Here is a 15,776-nt window from a genome sequence, read left to right on the forward strand (position 1 = left end):
CTTGTAACATCCGAACAAATAACACGTGAATTTTGATGCCCCTAAATCGCAACCGATTGCGTTAAGGGCTTGTAAATCGGGATCAGGGCGTTCGGAATTAACTGGCGCGTTTACTGGGTAGCAGGGCGCGCACCACCGTAGGTTAGTAGGGGCTGAGGCCGTTGGACTTTACAGCGCGCGGGGAAATTTTTTGGGAAATCCCATGACGTGAACAAGAATCGCGGGTGCCAGCGGCTGCCGAAATGGATGCGTCCAGTTGACTACCTGACAGTTCAAGATTGAAAAATCCTTGCTCTGTCGAGGGATCAATCCGACTGTATCTTGTTAATAGCAAAGATTTTTCGCAAATTGCTCATCGAGTTTTAGACAAGGGATACTGAGCAACACCAGCATTGTTTGGTGAAAACGACAATCATTCAATCTGTGTTATAGTCAGGCATGCCAAACAGCGAAATTTGCCAACCATGGATCTTCTTTTTAAAATCGACGCGCCGATCACAGATTAGCGTTTAGTTCCACAGCAGGAGGCATTTCCTGCGGGAGGCGAGTGATAGCGATGCATTGCACGAAAGATTCACGCACGCGTGTCAGTTTATTAAACCGTCTCCGGAACGCACCGACCGACCCTGCCGCTTGGAAAGAATTTGCTGCCTGCTATAGCCGTAAGATTTACGCGTGGTCGCGCGCTTGGGGATTGCAGGATGCCGATGCGCTCGATGTGACGCAAAGCGTCTTGTCTGATCTCGTCAAGCGGCTACGCAGATTCCATTACAATCCCAACAGCTGCTTTCGCGCTTGGCTGAAAACACTTACTCGCCACGCGTGGCTGAACTATCTGAATAAACAAAGTAGGGCTGGACAAGGAAGCGGCGACGAAGTTGTATACAATCGAATCCTCACAATCGAAGCTCGGGACGACCTTCAACGACGTATCAACGATGCGGTAGACGAAGAACTGCTCCGAGAAGCCATAGCGCGTGTGCGACTGCGGGTAGAACCGCGAACGTGGGACGCATTTTACTTACTAGCCATCGACGGAAAATCGGGAGCAGAAACTGCTCAACAACTCAGCATGAAGGTTGGAACGGTATTTGTAGCTCGATTCAAAGTGCAACGCATGCTTACTCAAGTGGTAAAAGAGCTGGAGCAGGTCCATCGGTAATAAATGCCGAAAGCTAAAGAGCGGGTACATCTATGAATTCATGTCCCTCAGGAGCGACGCTTGAGCTTTTGATATTTGAAGCATTGCCAATCGCGGAGCGTTCGTCAATCGAAGCTCATGTTGAAATATGCCCGAGTTGCCAAATCCGGCTCGAAGAATCTACAAACAGCTCTGCAGGTATTAACCTGCCGCAACTTCGGTCGGCGGCAATCGGTTCAAGTTTTGCCGAGAGTACACGAAGCAATGATAGGTTCGAGCAAATGGCACAAGATGCTCTTTCAGGTTGGAGTGAGGAGGCAAACAGTGCAGGGTCTGGTGCCCAGAAAAAGGAGCTTCCATCGATTGCGGGGTTTGAAATCCTTGGAGAACTTGGCTCTGGCGCCGCGGCCAAAGTTTACAAAGCACATCAGCTTTGCCTAAATCGACTGGTCGCACTGAAGGTTATTTTGCCGGACCTTTTGTCGTGCGATGACCGTCAGCGATTTCAAATCGAAGCGCTAGCCATCGCTCGCTTGCGGCATCCGAATATCGTTGAAGTGTATGATGCCGGCGAGCAATCTGGCTTCCGGTACCTGTGCCTTGAGTTCGTCGAAGGACAAAATCTGGCCCAATGGACCAGAGGAATGCCTCAGGCTCCGCAGGAATCCGCAGCAATCGTTGAGTGCTTGGCTAAAGCGGTGTATTTTGCGCACCAAAATGGCGTTGTGCACCGTGACCTTAAGCCCTCAAATATTCTGATTGGGAACAAATCGCGCACTGAGAACACGCAGCCTGCTCATTTGGGCAGAGAAATTGAGGCATTTGACTATGAGATTAAAATTGCGGATTTTGGTCTCGCCAAGATGCTGCCAGGTACGAACTGCGCGAGCGCACTGACGACGCAGCCTGGCGCAATTCTGGGAACTCCGTCGTATGTCGCACCAGAGCAGGTTCGCCGCAGCGGAAGCTCAGACGCGCCGGGAACGGCTGCCGATATCTACTCTTTAGGCGCGATCCTTTACGAGTTGCTCGCAGGCAGACCACCGTTTCAAGGCGCGACAGCAATCGATACATTGCTCCAGGTGGTTCATCATGAGGCCGTCCCAATTGCCAGATTGGTGCCCAAAGTTCCACGCGACCTCGAAACGATTTGTGCAAAATGCTTGGAAAAAAATCCACAGCTGCGCTACTCGTCCGCTGAGGCCCTTGCGGCAGATCTGACTAGGTTTCGAAGACATCAGCCAATCGCTGCGCGTCCCATCGGGCCCATGCATCGGCTTCTCCGGTGGGGGCGGCGGAAACCTGTTCATGCGGGAATATTTATTGCGGGCTTGCTGGTAATGGTTGCAATCGCCGCAGCTTGCGTCCGATCCGAATGGCGACAAGCGGAACGTGTCCACCAACTGGACGAGGACTTGCGCATCGTGACCCATTTACAGCAACAAGCCGACTGGTCACAAGCAAATCTTCGACTGGAACGCGTGCGAGATCGTCTGGGGAGTGACGGCCCGATTGAATTGCGCCGCTGGTTTGACCAATTAGACGCCGCCCGGCGCGCACACGCACTCTCCGCACGAATCGCACAGATTCGGCTAAATCGTGCAGACGTCATATTGGGACCCTTTAACAATGCTCGTGCAGCTAAGGAGTATGAGGCTGCTTTTAAGGAGACTGGGTTAGACGTCTTTCACTCGGACCCAGACCTGCTGGCCGCAAACATTAAAGCGTCACCGGCATGCACAGCGCTCTTGGCGGCATTGGACGATTGGGCTGCGTGTTTAGTCGACCGCAAACGGCAGATTTGCTTGATGACCGTGGCCCGACGTGTGGATCCTGATCCATGGCGCGACCTCGTCCGCGATCCAACTACTTGGAGCGATCGTGAAGCGCAATTAGCCTTAATTCGCTCGGTGCCAGACGGCGAGAATTCTGTACCCTTGTTAGTCGCACTTGGCGAGCGAGTTTATTCGGGCGGAGGTGATGCCACGCATTTTCTAAAGCAAATCCAAGAGCAATTTCCCGCTGATTTTTGGGCCAACTATGAGCTGGGTATGATGCTCAATAAAAAAAAGTCTCCAGATGCGGCCAGGTTTTTTCAAGCGGCACTGGCGATTCGTCCTGGGACACCTGCAGTATATAACAACCTAGGAAATGCGCTGCGCTGGCAAGGCCGAATGGACGAAGCCATTCAAACGTATAGGCAGGCGATCCAAATGGACCCTAACGATGCCTGGGCCTATGTCGACTTAGGAAGCCTGCTCTTGGCGGAGAACCGATGCGATGATGCTATTGAGCAGTTTGAATGCGCGCTTAAGATCGACCCCGACTATGATTGGGGACATTATGTCCTAGGGAATGCCTATCAGAGAAAATATCAGTTGAATGACGCGATAGCACACTACAATGAAGCGATCCGACTTAATCCAGAGTTGTCTCAAGCCTACGACGATAAGGGGCGTGCGCTGTTTTCGGCAGGACGTTTGGACGATGCCATCACGCAATTTCGTCAATCCATTTGCGTCAATCCTGGATACATCAAGCCACATTACAACTTGGGCGATGCCTATTTTTGCAAGCGCTCGATCAGCCAAGCGATCGACGAATATTCTCAGGCACTTTTCCTGAAGCCCGCTTTGACTCGGATTTATGACGCTTTAGGAGAGGCTTATTGCTTCGATGGCGATTTTGAGAACGCATGTGATATCAGCCGCCGGGGACTTAGTATTCCTAGCAATGATGATGCAGCTTTTGACCGCATGAGAATTCGCCTGGATCGCTCTCAAAGCTTTCTGGCACTGGAGTCTCGAGTGTCCGCAGTCGCAGAAGGCGTTTACCAACCTCGCGATCGCTCCGAAACCATGCTCTATGCCGAACTTTGTTACCTCAAACATCAATACGTGGCGGCGGCTCGGCTGTACGCCAAGGCCCTGGCCGATCATCCGCAAATCGTCGATGAGCCTGGAATGCGCAATCGCTATCTCGCCGCTTGCGCTGCAGCACAAGCAGGAAGCAAGCCTGGGGAAGACTCCGAAAAGCTAGGCGCAGAAGATCGCCTGCAGTGGCGCAATCAGGCGCGAGAATGGCTGCATGACAGCCTTGTCTATTGGGAGTTTGCAATGAACTCCGATACGGCGGCAACCCAATTGCTTGCTCACCGATACCTCGTTAGGTGCTTAGCAGATCCACAACTAGCCGTTTTGCGCGATTCGAGCGAACTCGCCAAGTTGACCGCGGAGGAGCAGCACGCTTGCCACGAGATTTGGAATTCTCTCAATGCGCTTCTGGAACAGCGACAAGGAATCCGTATGCCTCTAGCTGACGCATCGGCACTAAAATAGTGCCGCTTGCTTTGCTGCGCTGCAATCTCTCCTGGGCATCATCTCAGCCTGATCGCTGGTGTGCTTCTAATTGTCTTCGACGCCTTCCACTCTATGACAATGGCGTCAACTCGATGAACAGTTTAGCCTCAGGGCCGGACGGCAAATTCCGGTCTTCTCTGGGTCGGGATTGAACAATGCAATTTCGACCTGGAGAGGTGTCGTATCGCCAAGCAATTTAAGTCCCTGACGCGCAGAGTCATTATGACCCAATTGTGGGCGTATCCGCCAAAAACGCAAGAATGCGCATGAGATGCTTAAGCTAAAGCATGGTCACAACGCTCTCTCTGACTAAGTTAGAACGTTATCTCTTGTCGGGGGATTCCGCTATACGGCTGATCGTTAGCCAAGGCAGGGCGAACTCCCTTAGCCGTGCATATCAAAGGCGGTTAACAACCCAAGAGCAAATTGATTGCGATCGGACGAATCCAGTGTTCGATGGGTTAGAAATTGACGGTTATCGCTAGTCTGAACAGGGCCGGGACGAGGGGAACTAATCTTCTTGGGAGTGTAAGGCGTCTAAGCGATGCTCAACTGCACAGAATGCATCGCTTGGAAGCGTGGGATATTGCTGGTCGTTGATCCTAGGTCTGTATCCAACGTACCGTTCACGGGGAGCAAATCATGAGTCTACGTGCTTTGAGTTATCGTGCCTTCCTAACTGCAATCGTTACAGCAATTCTTCTATCCGTGTCTGTGGGATGGGCACAGACCAATGGCACCTGGATTGATGCCGCGACCGGCGGACTTTGGAACGTCTCGGGCAATTGGCAAAGCGGCAATATCGCCAGCGGTGTCGGCGCCACGGCGGATTTCAGCACGCTCGATATTACGGCGAACAACACCGTAATCTTCAACGGCCCGTATACGCTTGGGTCCATGGTCTTCGGCGACACTACCCCGAACTTCAACTGGATCATCGATCCATCGACAGCGACCGGTTTGACCACCGATGTTCCCAATAACATCCTCACGCTGCAAACTTCCTCCGGAACGCCGACGATCACGGTCAATAATCAAACCGCCACGCTGCAAATGATTATCAATGGTTCTCAGGGCCTGATTAAGGCCGGGGCCGGAACACTGAACCTGGGCGGCGCTACAGCCACCAACACCACCACAAATTTGGTAACTCCCACCACTGCCACGGTCGCCAGCGCCGCGGGTCTGTTTGTGGGAGAGACGATTTACAACAACGCCGACATCCCTGCCGGCACCACCATCACCGCGATTAGCGGCACCACCATTACTCTTTCCCAGGCCGCGACAGTTGCCGGAACGGTCAGCACCACTTACACAGTTCCCGAAAACATCTCCGGTAACCTCACCGTCAATGCCGGAACCATGAATGTCACCACGCCCACAGGCTTTAGCAGCTTTACGCTGAATGCTGGCGCGCTCAATTTCACCAACGTTACCCAATCGTCGCTCGCCGGGGGTACGGTCAACGGCGGCGTGGCAACGATTGGCGTAGCGACCACCAGCGGCGGCACCTACACCGTTAACAATGGTGGCGTGTTGACCGTCAATGGGGCTGTTGCCGGTACCAATAGCTTTATTATGAATGCGGGGTCCATCGTCACTTCGAATCAAACATTAGCCAGCAGCGATATTTTCTACTCCGTGTATTCTGGTTCGGGATTTACCGCGGGCGCTACGGCTTCATTTTCTGGTGCTAATTTCGCAGGCGTAATTATCGGAAATGGAATTTTGAATTTTAATTCTGGGACAAGCAACTTCAATAACCCATCAACGGCGATCTTTGCCAACTACGGCGGCACAATTGAGTGGGGGGCCGGCAGCGGGACCAATGTCGGCACGACATCCTTTGGCATCCGCAACACTGGGACCATTTCCGCTCCGTTTACGACGATTGACTTCAATACCAAAACGTCCGCTTCCGCCAACGGCGGCCTGTATACTAACGGCGCCAGCCGAACCTGGGTTTTGGGTGGTGTCGCGGGGTCAGCTGGCCAAACCACTTTGGCGCAGGCATTTCTCAATTCCACTTCCACCACGGTAACCGCCACGACCACACAAAATGCAATTTATATTATTGGAAGCGCCAATGGGAACAACGTGTATGCTGATGAACTTGGTTACGGGTCCGGCAGCGGTGCAGGCACAACTTATTTTAATGCTTTGAGCATCACTAAAGTTGGCGTCGGCTCGCTGTCGCTGACCGATGCCAGCGGAATCGCGTACCCAACGCCTTCCGGAACCACCACCGTCGATGTTTATTCTGCCAACGGTGGTGTGCTCAAATTTGACGAGACCGCACTGCCTACTGGCTTCGTGCCAGTGAATTCACAACTTGCTTTTGGCGGCGGCACCATGCTGTTTACGGGAAAGAGTTCAGGCGCAACCACGCAGACCGTGGCCAACGTGACCGAGAATGCCGGCGGCGGCGTGCTAATTGTCGATCCCAATGGAGGCACGGGAACCACGCTCACGATGGGAACCTTGACTGCCACCACTTTGGGTGGCGCGCTGAATATCCAGCCGGCTTCGGCTTCCATTGGCAGCGGAAGTGTGACGATTACGACCACTTCGACCAACGCAACCCTGGTGAATGGCATTTATAGTCCGCGTATTACTTACGGGACTGATTGGGCAACCACCACGACCACTTCGGGCACAAACTATACGCTTTCGGGATTGGCGCCTGCGGGCTACACAGCGCTGAACACTAGCGGTAGCGGCACGGACACAAATAATTCAATCGTCTCCGGCAGCGGCGCCATTACGCCCGCGAGTTCCACAACTAGCACCTATACGCTCAAGGCCGCGTCCACGGGCAGCGGCCAGACTTTGGATCTCGGCTCCGGAAACACTTTGGTGTTGTCTGGTGGCGGCTTGTTGTTTAGCGGATCGAACGACTATTCGATCAATAACGGTACGCTCGAAGGCGCTGCCAGCTCAAGCTTGATTGTCCAGCAGCTCGGCGCCACTTCGTCCACGTCCACGAATTTAACCATCAATTCAACCATTGCCGACAATACCAGCGCCACGGCGCTTACCAAAGCCGGCGCCGGAAAATTGACGCTTACCGCCCCGAACAGCTACACGGGCGTGACGTACGTCAACGGCGGTACTTTGGCGATCAGTTCCAATGGAAATCTTGGTAATCAAACCATCGGCGCCGCGGTGGCACTCAACGGCGGTACGTTGGAGGCCACGGGTGGCACTTCGTTTGGGCTATTTAACGGCACCGCCGGCACCAACGATCGTGCCGTGACCATTGGCGGCGGCGGCGGTACCTTCAACGTAGACCCGGGCACTACGTTGCAGATCGACGGCCTAGTGAGCACTGCTGTCACCAACCAATTTGGTCCCTTGGTCAAGACCGGCTCAGGAACTTTGATTCTCAGTGGCAGCACAAACAACTATGGAGGAGCAACGATCATTAGCGGCGGCATTTTAAGCACACCGTATTTAGCGACCGGCAACAGCGCCAGCGGCATTGGCGCTTCCAGCTATGCCGCTCCTGCACTGGTCCTGGACGGCGGCACTTTACAATACACTGGAACCGGAGCTACCACTGATCGCTCATTCACACTTACGACTAACGGAGGCGGATTGGATGCCTCCGGCGCCGGCGCATTAGTTTTTAGCAATACCGCCCCAGTGGTTGCGGACAGTGCCTTGGCAGGCAGCGCCGCAAATCGAACGCTAACCTTCACCGGCACGAGCGGGTCGGGAATCAACAACCAGTTTGCCGGACAAATTCTGGATGGCGCCGGCGGCACGGTCAGTGTCGTTAAGTCTGGAGCCAGCACAAACGTTTGGCAATTGACCAATCCGAGCAACACCTATTCCGGAACAACCACGGTCAGCGGTGGTACACTTGCGCTAGTCCCCACGTCCGCTTCCACCAATAGCATTCCATCCACTTCCAAAATCACGATTGCCGCCAGTGCCTTCCTTGATGTTACGGGTTTGACCAACAGCACCATTGCATTGGGTCCCACTCAGACATTGGCTGGCAATGGCACGGTTACAGGTTCGGTTAACACGTCCGGGCAGGTCGGAGTCAATCCGGGCAGTCACATCGCGCCGGGTTCTAGCGTTGGCACGCTTACAATTTCTGGCGGCCTGAACATGGCCACTGGCTCGATTTATGACTACGAATTTGCCGACACGTTGGGTGTCCCGTCCGGCAATGACAAGATCATCGTCCAGGGATCAGGCGGCCTGACGATCAACGGCGGCAAGTTCAATTTGTACGCCGTGGGAACTCTCAATGGTTACACGACAGACGCGACAGGTTTGCAACTGATCAACTACACCGGTACGGATACGTTGGGTGGCGCCCTCAACTCGATCCTCTCGGTCGCTAACCCGGTGAGCGGCCTTTCGTACACGTTCCATGATACTGGTAGCGCCATCACCTTAGACATTACTGGTACGCCGACGATTACAGGCAAATGGATTACCGATGGCAGTTCTGGCTGGGATTCGACCGGGAATTGGTCCACCACTCCGGTCGCTGGTTCCCTTCCTAATGCTCAGGGAGCGACGGCGATCTTTGCCGGTGATGCCTCTACGCACACCAATCTTTCCCGCATAATCAGCCTGAATGGAAGTAAAACCGTCGGTACGCTGACCATGAGCAATCCCAATGGAGAATCGTACACCATTCAAGCGGGAAGCGGCGGCAGCTTGATTATCGACAACGGCGCCCTCCCGGCGACGGTTTCGATCGCAGGCACACAGGCGATTACCGCCGGCGTGACGTTGAACGGCTCCACGCAAGTGAACGTTGCCGGCAGTAGCGACACTCTGACCGTATCAGGAGCTGTTCAAGGCGCCGGCACGGTCACGAAGTCTGGTTCAGGCACCTTAGTACTAGGTACCGCCAACAGTTACGGACCAACGGCCGGTAGCACGGGCACCACACTGCAAAGCGGCGCCATTCAGGTCGGCAACAATACCGCCTTGGCTGCCGGAAACTTGGCTGTCACGGGAACTGCAACCTTGCAATCCGGTGCTGCAGGTTTGTCGCTGGCCAATAACGCGGTGATTACTGGCGGGGCCGCATTGATCGTCGACACGCAGGCCAACACCATGACTCTGTCGGGCTCCGTCAGTCAGACGGGTGTCGGCACAGGCGCACTCACCAAGCAAGGCAACGGCACGTTGAAATTGACCGGCAACAGTTCTTATACCGGAAATACGACCATCAGCAATGGCACATTGCAATTGGGTGACAACACAACCGCCGGTTCGGTCGCGGGCAATATTGTCAACAATGGCGCTTTGGTGCTGTACAACACAAATCCCACGTTCGCAGTGAATGGGAACATCAGCGGATCCACAGGAACGTTGACTGTGACGGGCGGAACCCCCACGTTAAACGGCACGAATTCCTTCGGCGGCGATACTGTTCTTAATGGTGGCACTTTGACGCTGGGAAACAGCGCGGCGCTCCAAGGCAGCACGCTGAATTACAACAACCAAGGCGGCACAATTAGCTTTGGGACGTTAACGGCGGCAACCTTGGGGGGACTTAAGGGAAGCCAAAACTTAACGCTAGCCTCAAATGGCGTCCCATTGACACTGACCGTGGGCGCCAACAACCAACCCACGACCTATACCGGTTCACTATCTTCTCCGGCTACGATTTCGGCCAATTTAACGACGAACACCACCGGCGGAACGGCAAATACCGCCACAGTTGACAATGCCACGGGATTGTTTATCGGCCAATTAATTACGGGTAACCCAAATGTGCCGGCCGGAACAACGATTACGAACATAGCCGGCACTACCATTACCATGTCTGCCAACGCCACCGCTGTGGCAACAGCATCAGCCAATTTTGTCAGCGGTTCGCTCACCAAAACCGGCACCGGCCTGATGCAGCTGACTGCCGCCAACAACTACGTGAGCACGACTGTCAATGGTTCTGGCACGCTGCAAATCAACTCGACCGGGTCGATTACCAATGCCGGGTCCGTCACGGTCGGCGGCAACTCCAAGTTGATCGTGAACGGCGGTTCGCTGACTGCCGCGTTGGGTTCTACTCTGGGACCCGATACAGGTACGTTCGATTTGGTCAGCGGCTCAGCGGCATTCAATGGCGGACTAACGATCACCTCGAATGGAACCGATGGCAGTTTGATTAAGGTCGAAAACGGTCCGTTCTCAGCCGCTAGCATCACGATTCAACGTAGTAATCCCTACACGACACAAATAACTTCGGCCAGCGGCGCTGCTGCGGTTTCATCGACGAGTGGCTTGGTTGTGACGGGAAGCACGGCAAATATCGCCGGTTCCTTGTTGCTTGGCTCGGGCAATTCATCGGCCAGCGCTCGAGTTGACGGGGGCAGCTTGACGGTTGGCGGGCCTGTGTTGATTGGCGACGTGGCCTCTCCCGGCTCCGGCCGCTATAGCATTTTGTCAATTACCTCTGGTTCGTTCACTTCGACGGACACCACCAGCGGCGTGGTTCTTTCGGCCGTCAACGGTGCTGTTAATAACGGTGAATTCTTAGTTTGGGGTGGTTCCGCGAATGTCTATGGAATTTCCTTTGGAACCACCGGCGCCAGCACGGGAACCGGCTATGTCTTGTTGGATGGAAGCGGTGACACGACCAGTGCCAAATTGTACGTGGGCGCTGGTGGCCTTACTGTTCCAACAGGATCGACAACTACAGGAACGGTCGAGTTGGACAACGGCACGCTATATGCCACCGCCGATTGGTCAATGTCGCCGGGAGTCGCCGTCACTGTGGGCACTCCGGCAAGCGGCGGCTTAACGATTGAAGCAGACGACGGCCAAGTCAGCCCGACAGCACATAATATCGTCATCGCGGGTAATTTGACTGGCTCCGCTCCAATTACGAAAGTTGGTGCCGGAAGTTTGACGTTGACCGGGAACAATTCCGGCTACAGCGGAAACATCTTGCTGAACGCGGGTAACTTGATCGCGAATACCGACGGCATCTCTCAGGTGCCGAGCATCGCCACGGTCAGTAACAGTCAGACAGTAACAATCAATCAAGGAACGGTTGTCAACGGCGGATTCACCAATGCCCAAATCACTGGCCCCGCCAGCCTTGTCAAAACAGGTACGGGCACTGCATCCTTGTCCGCTACGCAGGCTTACTCCGGTACGACGACCATTAACCAAGGCACCTTACTGCTAACCCAGGGCAATCAGATCAGTACCACGACGCAGGTCATATTGTCTGGCGGAACGCTGGGTACGAGCGGCAATAGCGAAGACTTTACGGGAACCAGTGCCACGCTCAAGTTGACTGCCAATTCTGCGATCGATTTAGGCAATGGCTCTTCAATCGTTAAATTCGCCAACAGCAACGGTATTTGGACCGGCAGCCCATTTTTGCGAGTGAGCAATTGGAACGGCACTCCGGTTACGGGAAGCGCTTCAGATACCGATCAGTTAATCGTTGGCGCCAATTCTTCCGGTCTGAATTCCACACAACTGGCGGACATTCATTTTACAGGCTACTTGACGGGTGCCGTTTACTCCAGTGCAAACCCGGGAGAAGTGGTTCCCGCCTTGACCACTCAATTGCTGCTAGGCGATGTCACACAGAACTCTCACGTCGATGCAGCGGACATTGTGGCAATGGAAAGTGCCTTAACGAACTTGAGCCTGTATCAATCCAGCCACAGTTTTGACTCCTTCGACATGCTCGATATTTTTGATACCAATCACGATGGTGTGATATCAGTTGCCGACGTCCAGGGTTTGATTAGCCTGCTTCACTCCGGGGGCGGTAATACAGCGGGAGTTCCGGAACCTGAAAGTTGTATTCTGCTCGTGATGGGCGGCTTAATTCTAATCGGTCGCTGCCAAATCGTAAAAACGCGCAACAAAAAACAATAATAAGAAGGGACCACAAAAGACTTGCTGTCATCCACGGATGCAGGGAAGGCAGCAGACAGCGCATCAGCAACGCCGAGCCCAGCCGGAGTTCTTCCCCCCCCAAACCGGCGGGCTCGGCGTAATATTTGAGCCGTAGTTCATGAAGGAGAGGTTAAATGTGTCTTCTTGACCCAGACCAAGCACAAGGAAGTCTGCGGACGGATGCAAAAAGTGTGAACGCAAAACCAAAGCTATCTGGTTTCACTCTCGTGGAACTTCTCGTAGTAATTGCGATTATCGGTATTTTAATTGCGTTGTTGTTACCGGCGATTCAAGCAGCACGGGAAGCGGCCCGTCTATCGCAATGCAAGAACAATCTAAAACAAATCGGGTTGGCCTGGTTAACCCATAACGATGCACAACGGTTTTTGCCCACTGGCGGCTGGTCCTATCAATGGACCGGTGATCCAGACTCCGGATTTACTTGGCTTCAGCCTGGAGGTTGGGCTTACAACATTTTGCCTTATTTGGAACAGAAGGTCGTGCATGATTTGGGCAAGGGCATGTCTGGAACGGCCAAAGCGAATGCTTTAGCGCAAGCCATGTCGACTCCTGTGCCTGTGTTCTTGTGTCCCAGCCGACGATCTTTGACATTGTTTCCGATCGACCCCCCCGGCACGCCCGCAGCGATCTTCAGCAATATCAAAAACACAGCCGGCGCAACGGAGCCTAAGAATGTGGTCCGTTCTGATTATAGTGCCAACTGCGGCGATCAATGGACCATTCAATATATCGACAGCAACGGCGCCACCCAAACGTATACCGACAAAAATGGCAATGCTCTCCCCGCCAGTACTGCTCCGAGCAGCAATCCGTTTCCGGCAGGCTATAAGCCAATCAAGATCCTAAATGCCACAGGCGTCTCGTATATGTTTAGCATGGTCCGAATCAAGGACATTACAGACGGCACAAGCCACACGTATATGGCTGGTGAAAAGTACATGCGGAGCGACCTCTACGAATCAGGGCTTGACGCGTCAGACAATGAATGGGCCTGGGTCGGCTGGGACAACGACGTTTACGTCGCCGCATATCAGCCTCCCAAACGAGATCAGCCGGGTGTCTTTGATGGAAACTGCTGGGGAGGCGCACATACCCAGACATTCAACATGGTGTATTGTGATGGTTCGGTCCATGCCGTTCCCTACACAATCGATTCGGCCCCCGGACTCGCCGATCCAAGCCAAGCGACCAATCAACCCGCCGAAAAGAAACGTGTCCATCAGTTGCTGGCAAATCGCGCCGATGGTCAAGCCGTGGAGCCAGATTTTTAAGGTTGCCAGCATCTTAGATTAGTGGTCGACTTTGAAATGCAGCGATGAATCTCAGCAAATTGTAGCATACTGCCGATGAGCACCGAGTTGCTTGCTCTGAGGAGGCGCGGGAAGATGCGAACTGGTAAAGGCAACGTTGGATTGGCGATCGTCATTGCGATAATTGGTCCAGGCGTCATTTTTCTCCCTCGCGTCAGCGTTGCTCAAAATGCACCAAACGCGACCGATGCCGAAGTAACTGCCGCTATTGCCCTCAGCGCTCCCATACCGACTGATGCTGTGTATCAGCCCAACTGGAACTCGCTCCAGCAAAACGACGTTCCCCAGTGGCTGTCAGATGCCAAGTTTGGAATCATGATGCACTGGGGGCTGTACTCTTCGACGGCGACACACAATGAATGGGATGAAAAATACATCTACGGAGCCAACAGCTCAATCAGCAATCAATTCACAACGAATTTTGGGACTCGCGATACGTTCGGTTACCTCGACGTGTTAAATCCCAACCTCGGACCGAATGCCACCGGGGCGGCAGCTTACGCGGCTGCGGGCAGTCCCTATGAACCCTTCACGGCCGACAATTTTGATCCCACTGCCTGGGCAACATTGTTCAAAGCATCCGGCGCTAAATACGTGACCATGACCGCGGAACACCACGATGGCTTTGCGCTGTGGAACAGTCAAGTCACGCCATTTAATACGGTCAACTTTGGGCCCCACCAAGATCTAGTTGGCGAGTTATCCACGGCGGTGCACGCTGCGGGATTAAAGTTCGGCGTGCAAAACCACGAGATGGAGAACTACGATTTTATTGCCCAGGTAGTCAACACCGCGGATCCAAATCAGGGCCCTGTCGGCCCCGGTATCGTGCATACAGGGGGGAATCTGACCGAGCCGAATGACTTTGGCGGCACCATTAGCTACACAGACAGCAGCAACGTCACTCACGTACTCAACCGACAGGACTTCTATCGACCCGATCTTAAAACCTACACCGATGGCAACGATGCGCTGACGCATTTCTTGGATGATTGGTATGCACGAAATGTCGAACTGATCAACGATTATCATCCCGACTTGATCTATTTCGATAACGGAGTGAATCCGCGGGTGCTTGATCCCCTCAAGGAAAAGGTTGCGGCCTACTATTACAATCAGGCACTTACCTGGTCTGGAAGCCCGCAGGTGACGATCACCGCAAAAAGTGATGCCTATTTAGGCGGGGCAACCGAAGACTATGAAAAGACAATTCCGACTTCAATTCAGGCCATTCCCTTTCAAGTGGAGCAAACGCTGACGAACGGCACGACCTGGGGGTACAATGTGCTCGGGGGAAGCAACAGCGGTTTCAATACGAATACCGCGACGTTTGTCCATGATCTGGTACATATCACAGCGCTCAATGGGACGATGCTCCTTAATATTGCACCCAAGCCAGATGGAACAATTCCCACAGACGAGCAAACCGTCTTGACGGGTATCGGCAATTGGCTGGCCGTCAACGGCGAAGCGATTTATGGCACACATCCTTGGATCAGTTTTGCGGAAGGTAGCACCAGTTCCGGTGCGCACACCAGTTCGGATTTTCGCTTCACCACAGGTCCCGGCTCTCTGTATGCAATTATGATGGGTTGGCCCACCAGTGGCTCGACGGCCACGATCCAATCGCTGGGTAAGAGCGACATTCCCGGGAGTTCCATTACCGGCGTCTATTTGCTTGGGTACGGCCCCGTTTCGTTTACTCAAGGTTCGTCCGCATTGACCATCAATCTTCCCAACGAGAGTCTCTTGGCAGATCCCAATTATGCTTTTGCCTTTCGGATTTCAGGCACGGGGTTGATGGTTCCTGAGCCCTCCAGTGCCATTCTGTTCGGAATCGGCTTAGTTTTCTTCTCAGCGGTGTACCGACTCCGACCGATCGGCAGCAAGCCTAGCGAGTGGTCACCCAAATCAATTATGATGAAGCTCTCCGCGGTTTTATTGGATATCGGGAAATCCAAGTTTGAGGGCGCGGTATGACTACATGCGGCTATCGTCTCTGTAGCATTGTGGCAATCATGCTCTCGATCTCAGCGACCGCCAATGCTG

5 protein-coding genes are annotated in these 15,776 nt (G+C 53.7%); all 5 read left to right on the plus strand.

Translation table 11 applies throughout. The annotated features are described in order from the left end of the window. Window positions 1–556: 556 nt before the first annotated feature. The 5 genes from VMJ32_12075 (at window position 557) to VMJ32_12095 (ending at window position 15,707) form a co-directional block, all read left to right on the plus strand. Window positions 557–1,162 carry a sigma-70 family RNA polymerase sigma factor gene (locus tag VMJ32_12075; GenBank protein ID HTQ39756.1) on the plus strand — a complete coding sequence of 202 codons (606 nt, stop codon included), beginning with the start codon at window positions 557–559 and terminating at the stop codon, window positions 1,160–1,162. Between the two features lie 32 nt (window positions 1,163–1,194). Then, window positions 1,195–4,479: a tetratricopeptide repeat protein gene (locus tag VMJ32_12080; protein ID HTQ39757.1), complete on the plus strand. Its 3,285-nt coding sequence runs from the start codon at window positions 1,195–1,197 to the stop codon at window positions 4,477–4,479. A 729-nt stretch (window positions 4,480–5,208) separates the two neighbouring features. After that, a complete protein-coding gene (locus VMJ32_12085) occupies window positions 5,209–12,375 on the plus strand; it encodes an autotransporter-associated beta strand repeat-containing protein (protein ID HTQ39758.1) in 7,167 nt (2,388 codons plus the stop codon). Window positions 12,376–12,530: 155 nt separating this feature from the next. Next, entirely contained in the window at window positions 12,531–13,688 is a 1,158-nt protein-coding gene (locus VMJ32_12090; protein ID HTQ39759.1) for a DUF1559 domain-containing protein, read from the plus strand. A 75-nt stretch (window positions 13,689–13,763) separates the two neighbouring features. After that, window positions 13,764–15,707 (plus strand): alpha-L-fucosidase, encoded by a 1,944-nt coding sequence (locus VMJ32_12095; protein HTQ39760.1) that lies wholly within the window; start codon window positions 13,764–13,766, stop codon window positions 15,705–15,707. The last annotated feature ends 69 nt before the right edge of the window (window positions 15,708–15,776 follow it).

It is taken from the genome of Pirellulales bacterium (assembly GCA_035499655.1).
Taxonomy (GTDB): Bacteria; Planctomycetota; Planctomycetia; order Pirellulales; family JADZDJ01; genus DATJYL01.

Coding starts and splice junctions, on each gene's coding strand:
- VMJ32_12075 (HTQ39756.1), top strand. CDS start 557: ATGCATTGCACGAAAGATTCACGCACGCGTGTCAGTTTATTAAACCGT.
- VMJ32_12090 (HTQ39759.1), top strand. CDS start 12,531: ATGTGTCTTCTTGACCCAGACCAAGCACAAGGAAGTCTGCGGACGGAT.
- VMJ32_12095 (HTQ39760.1), top strand. CDS start 13,764: ATGAGCACCGAGTTGCTTGCTCTGAGGAGGCGCGGGAAGATGCGAACT.
- VMJ32_12080 (HTQ39757.1), top strand. CDS start 1,195: ATGAATTCATGTCCCTCAGGAGCGACGCTTGAGCTTTTGATATTTGAA.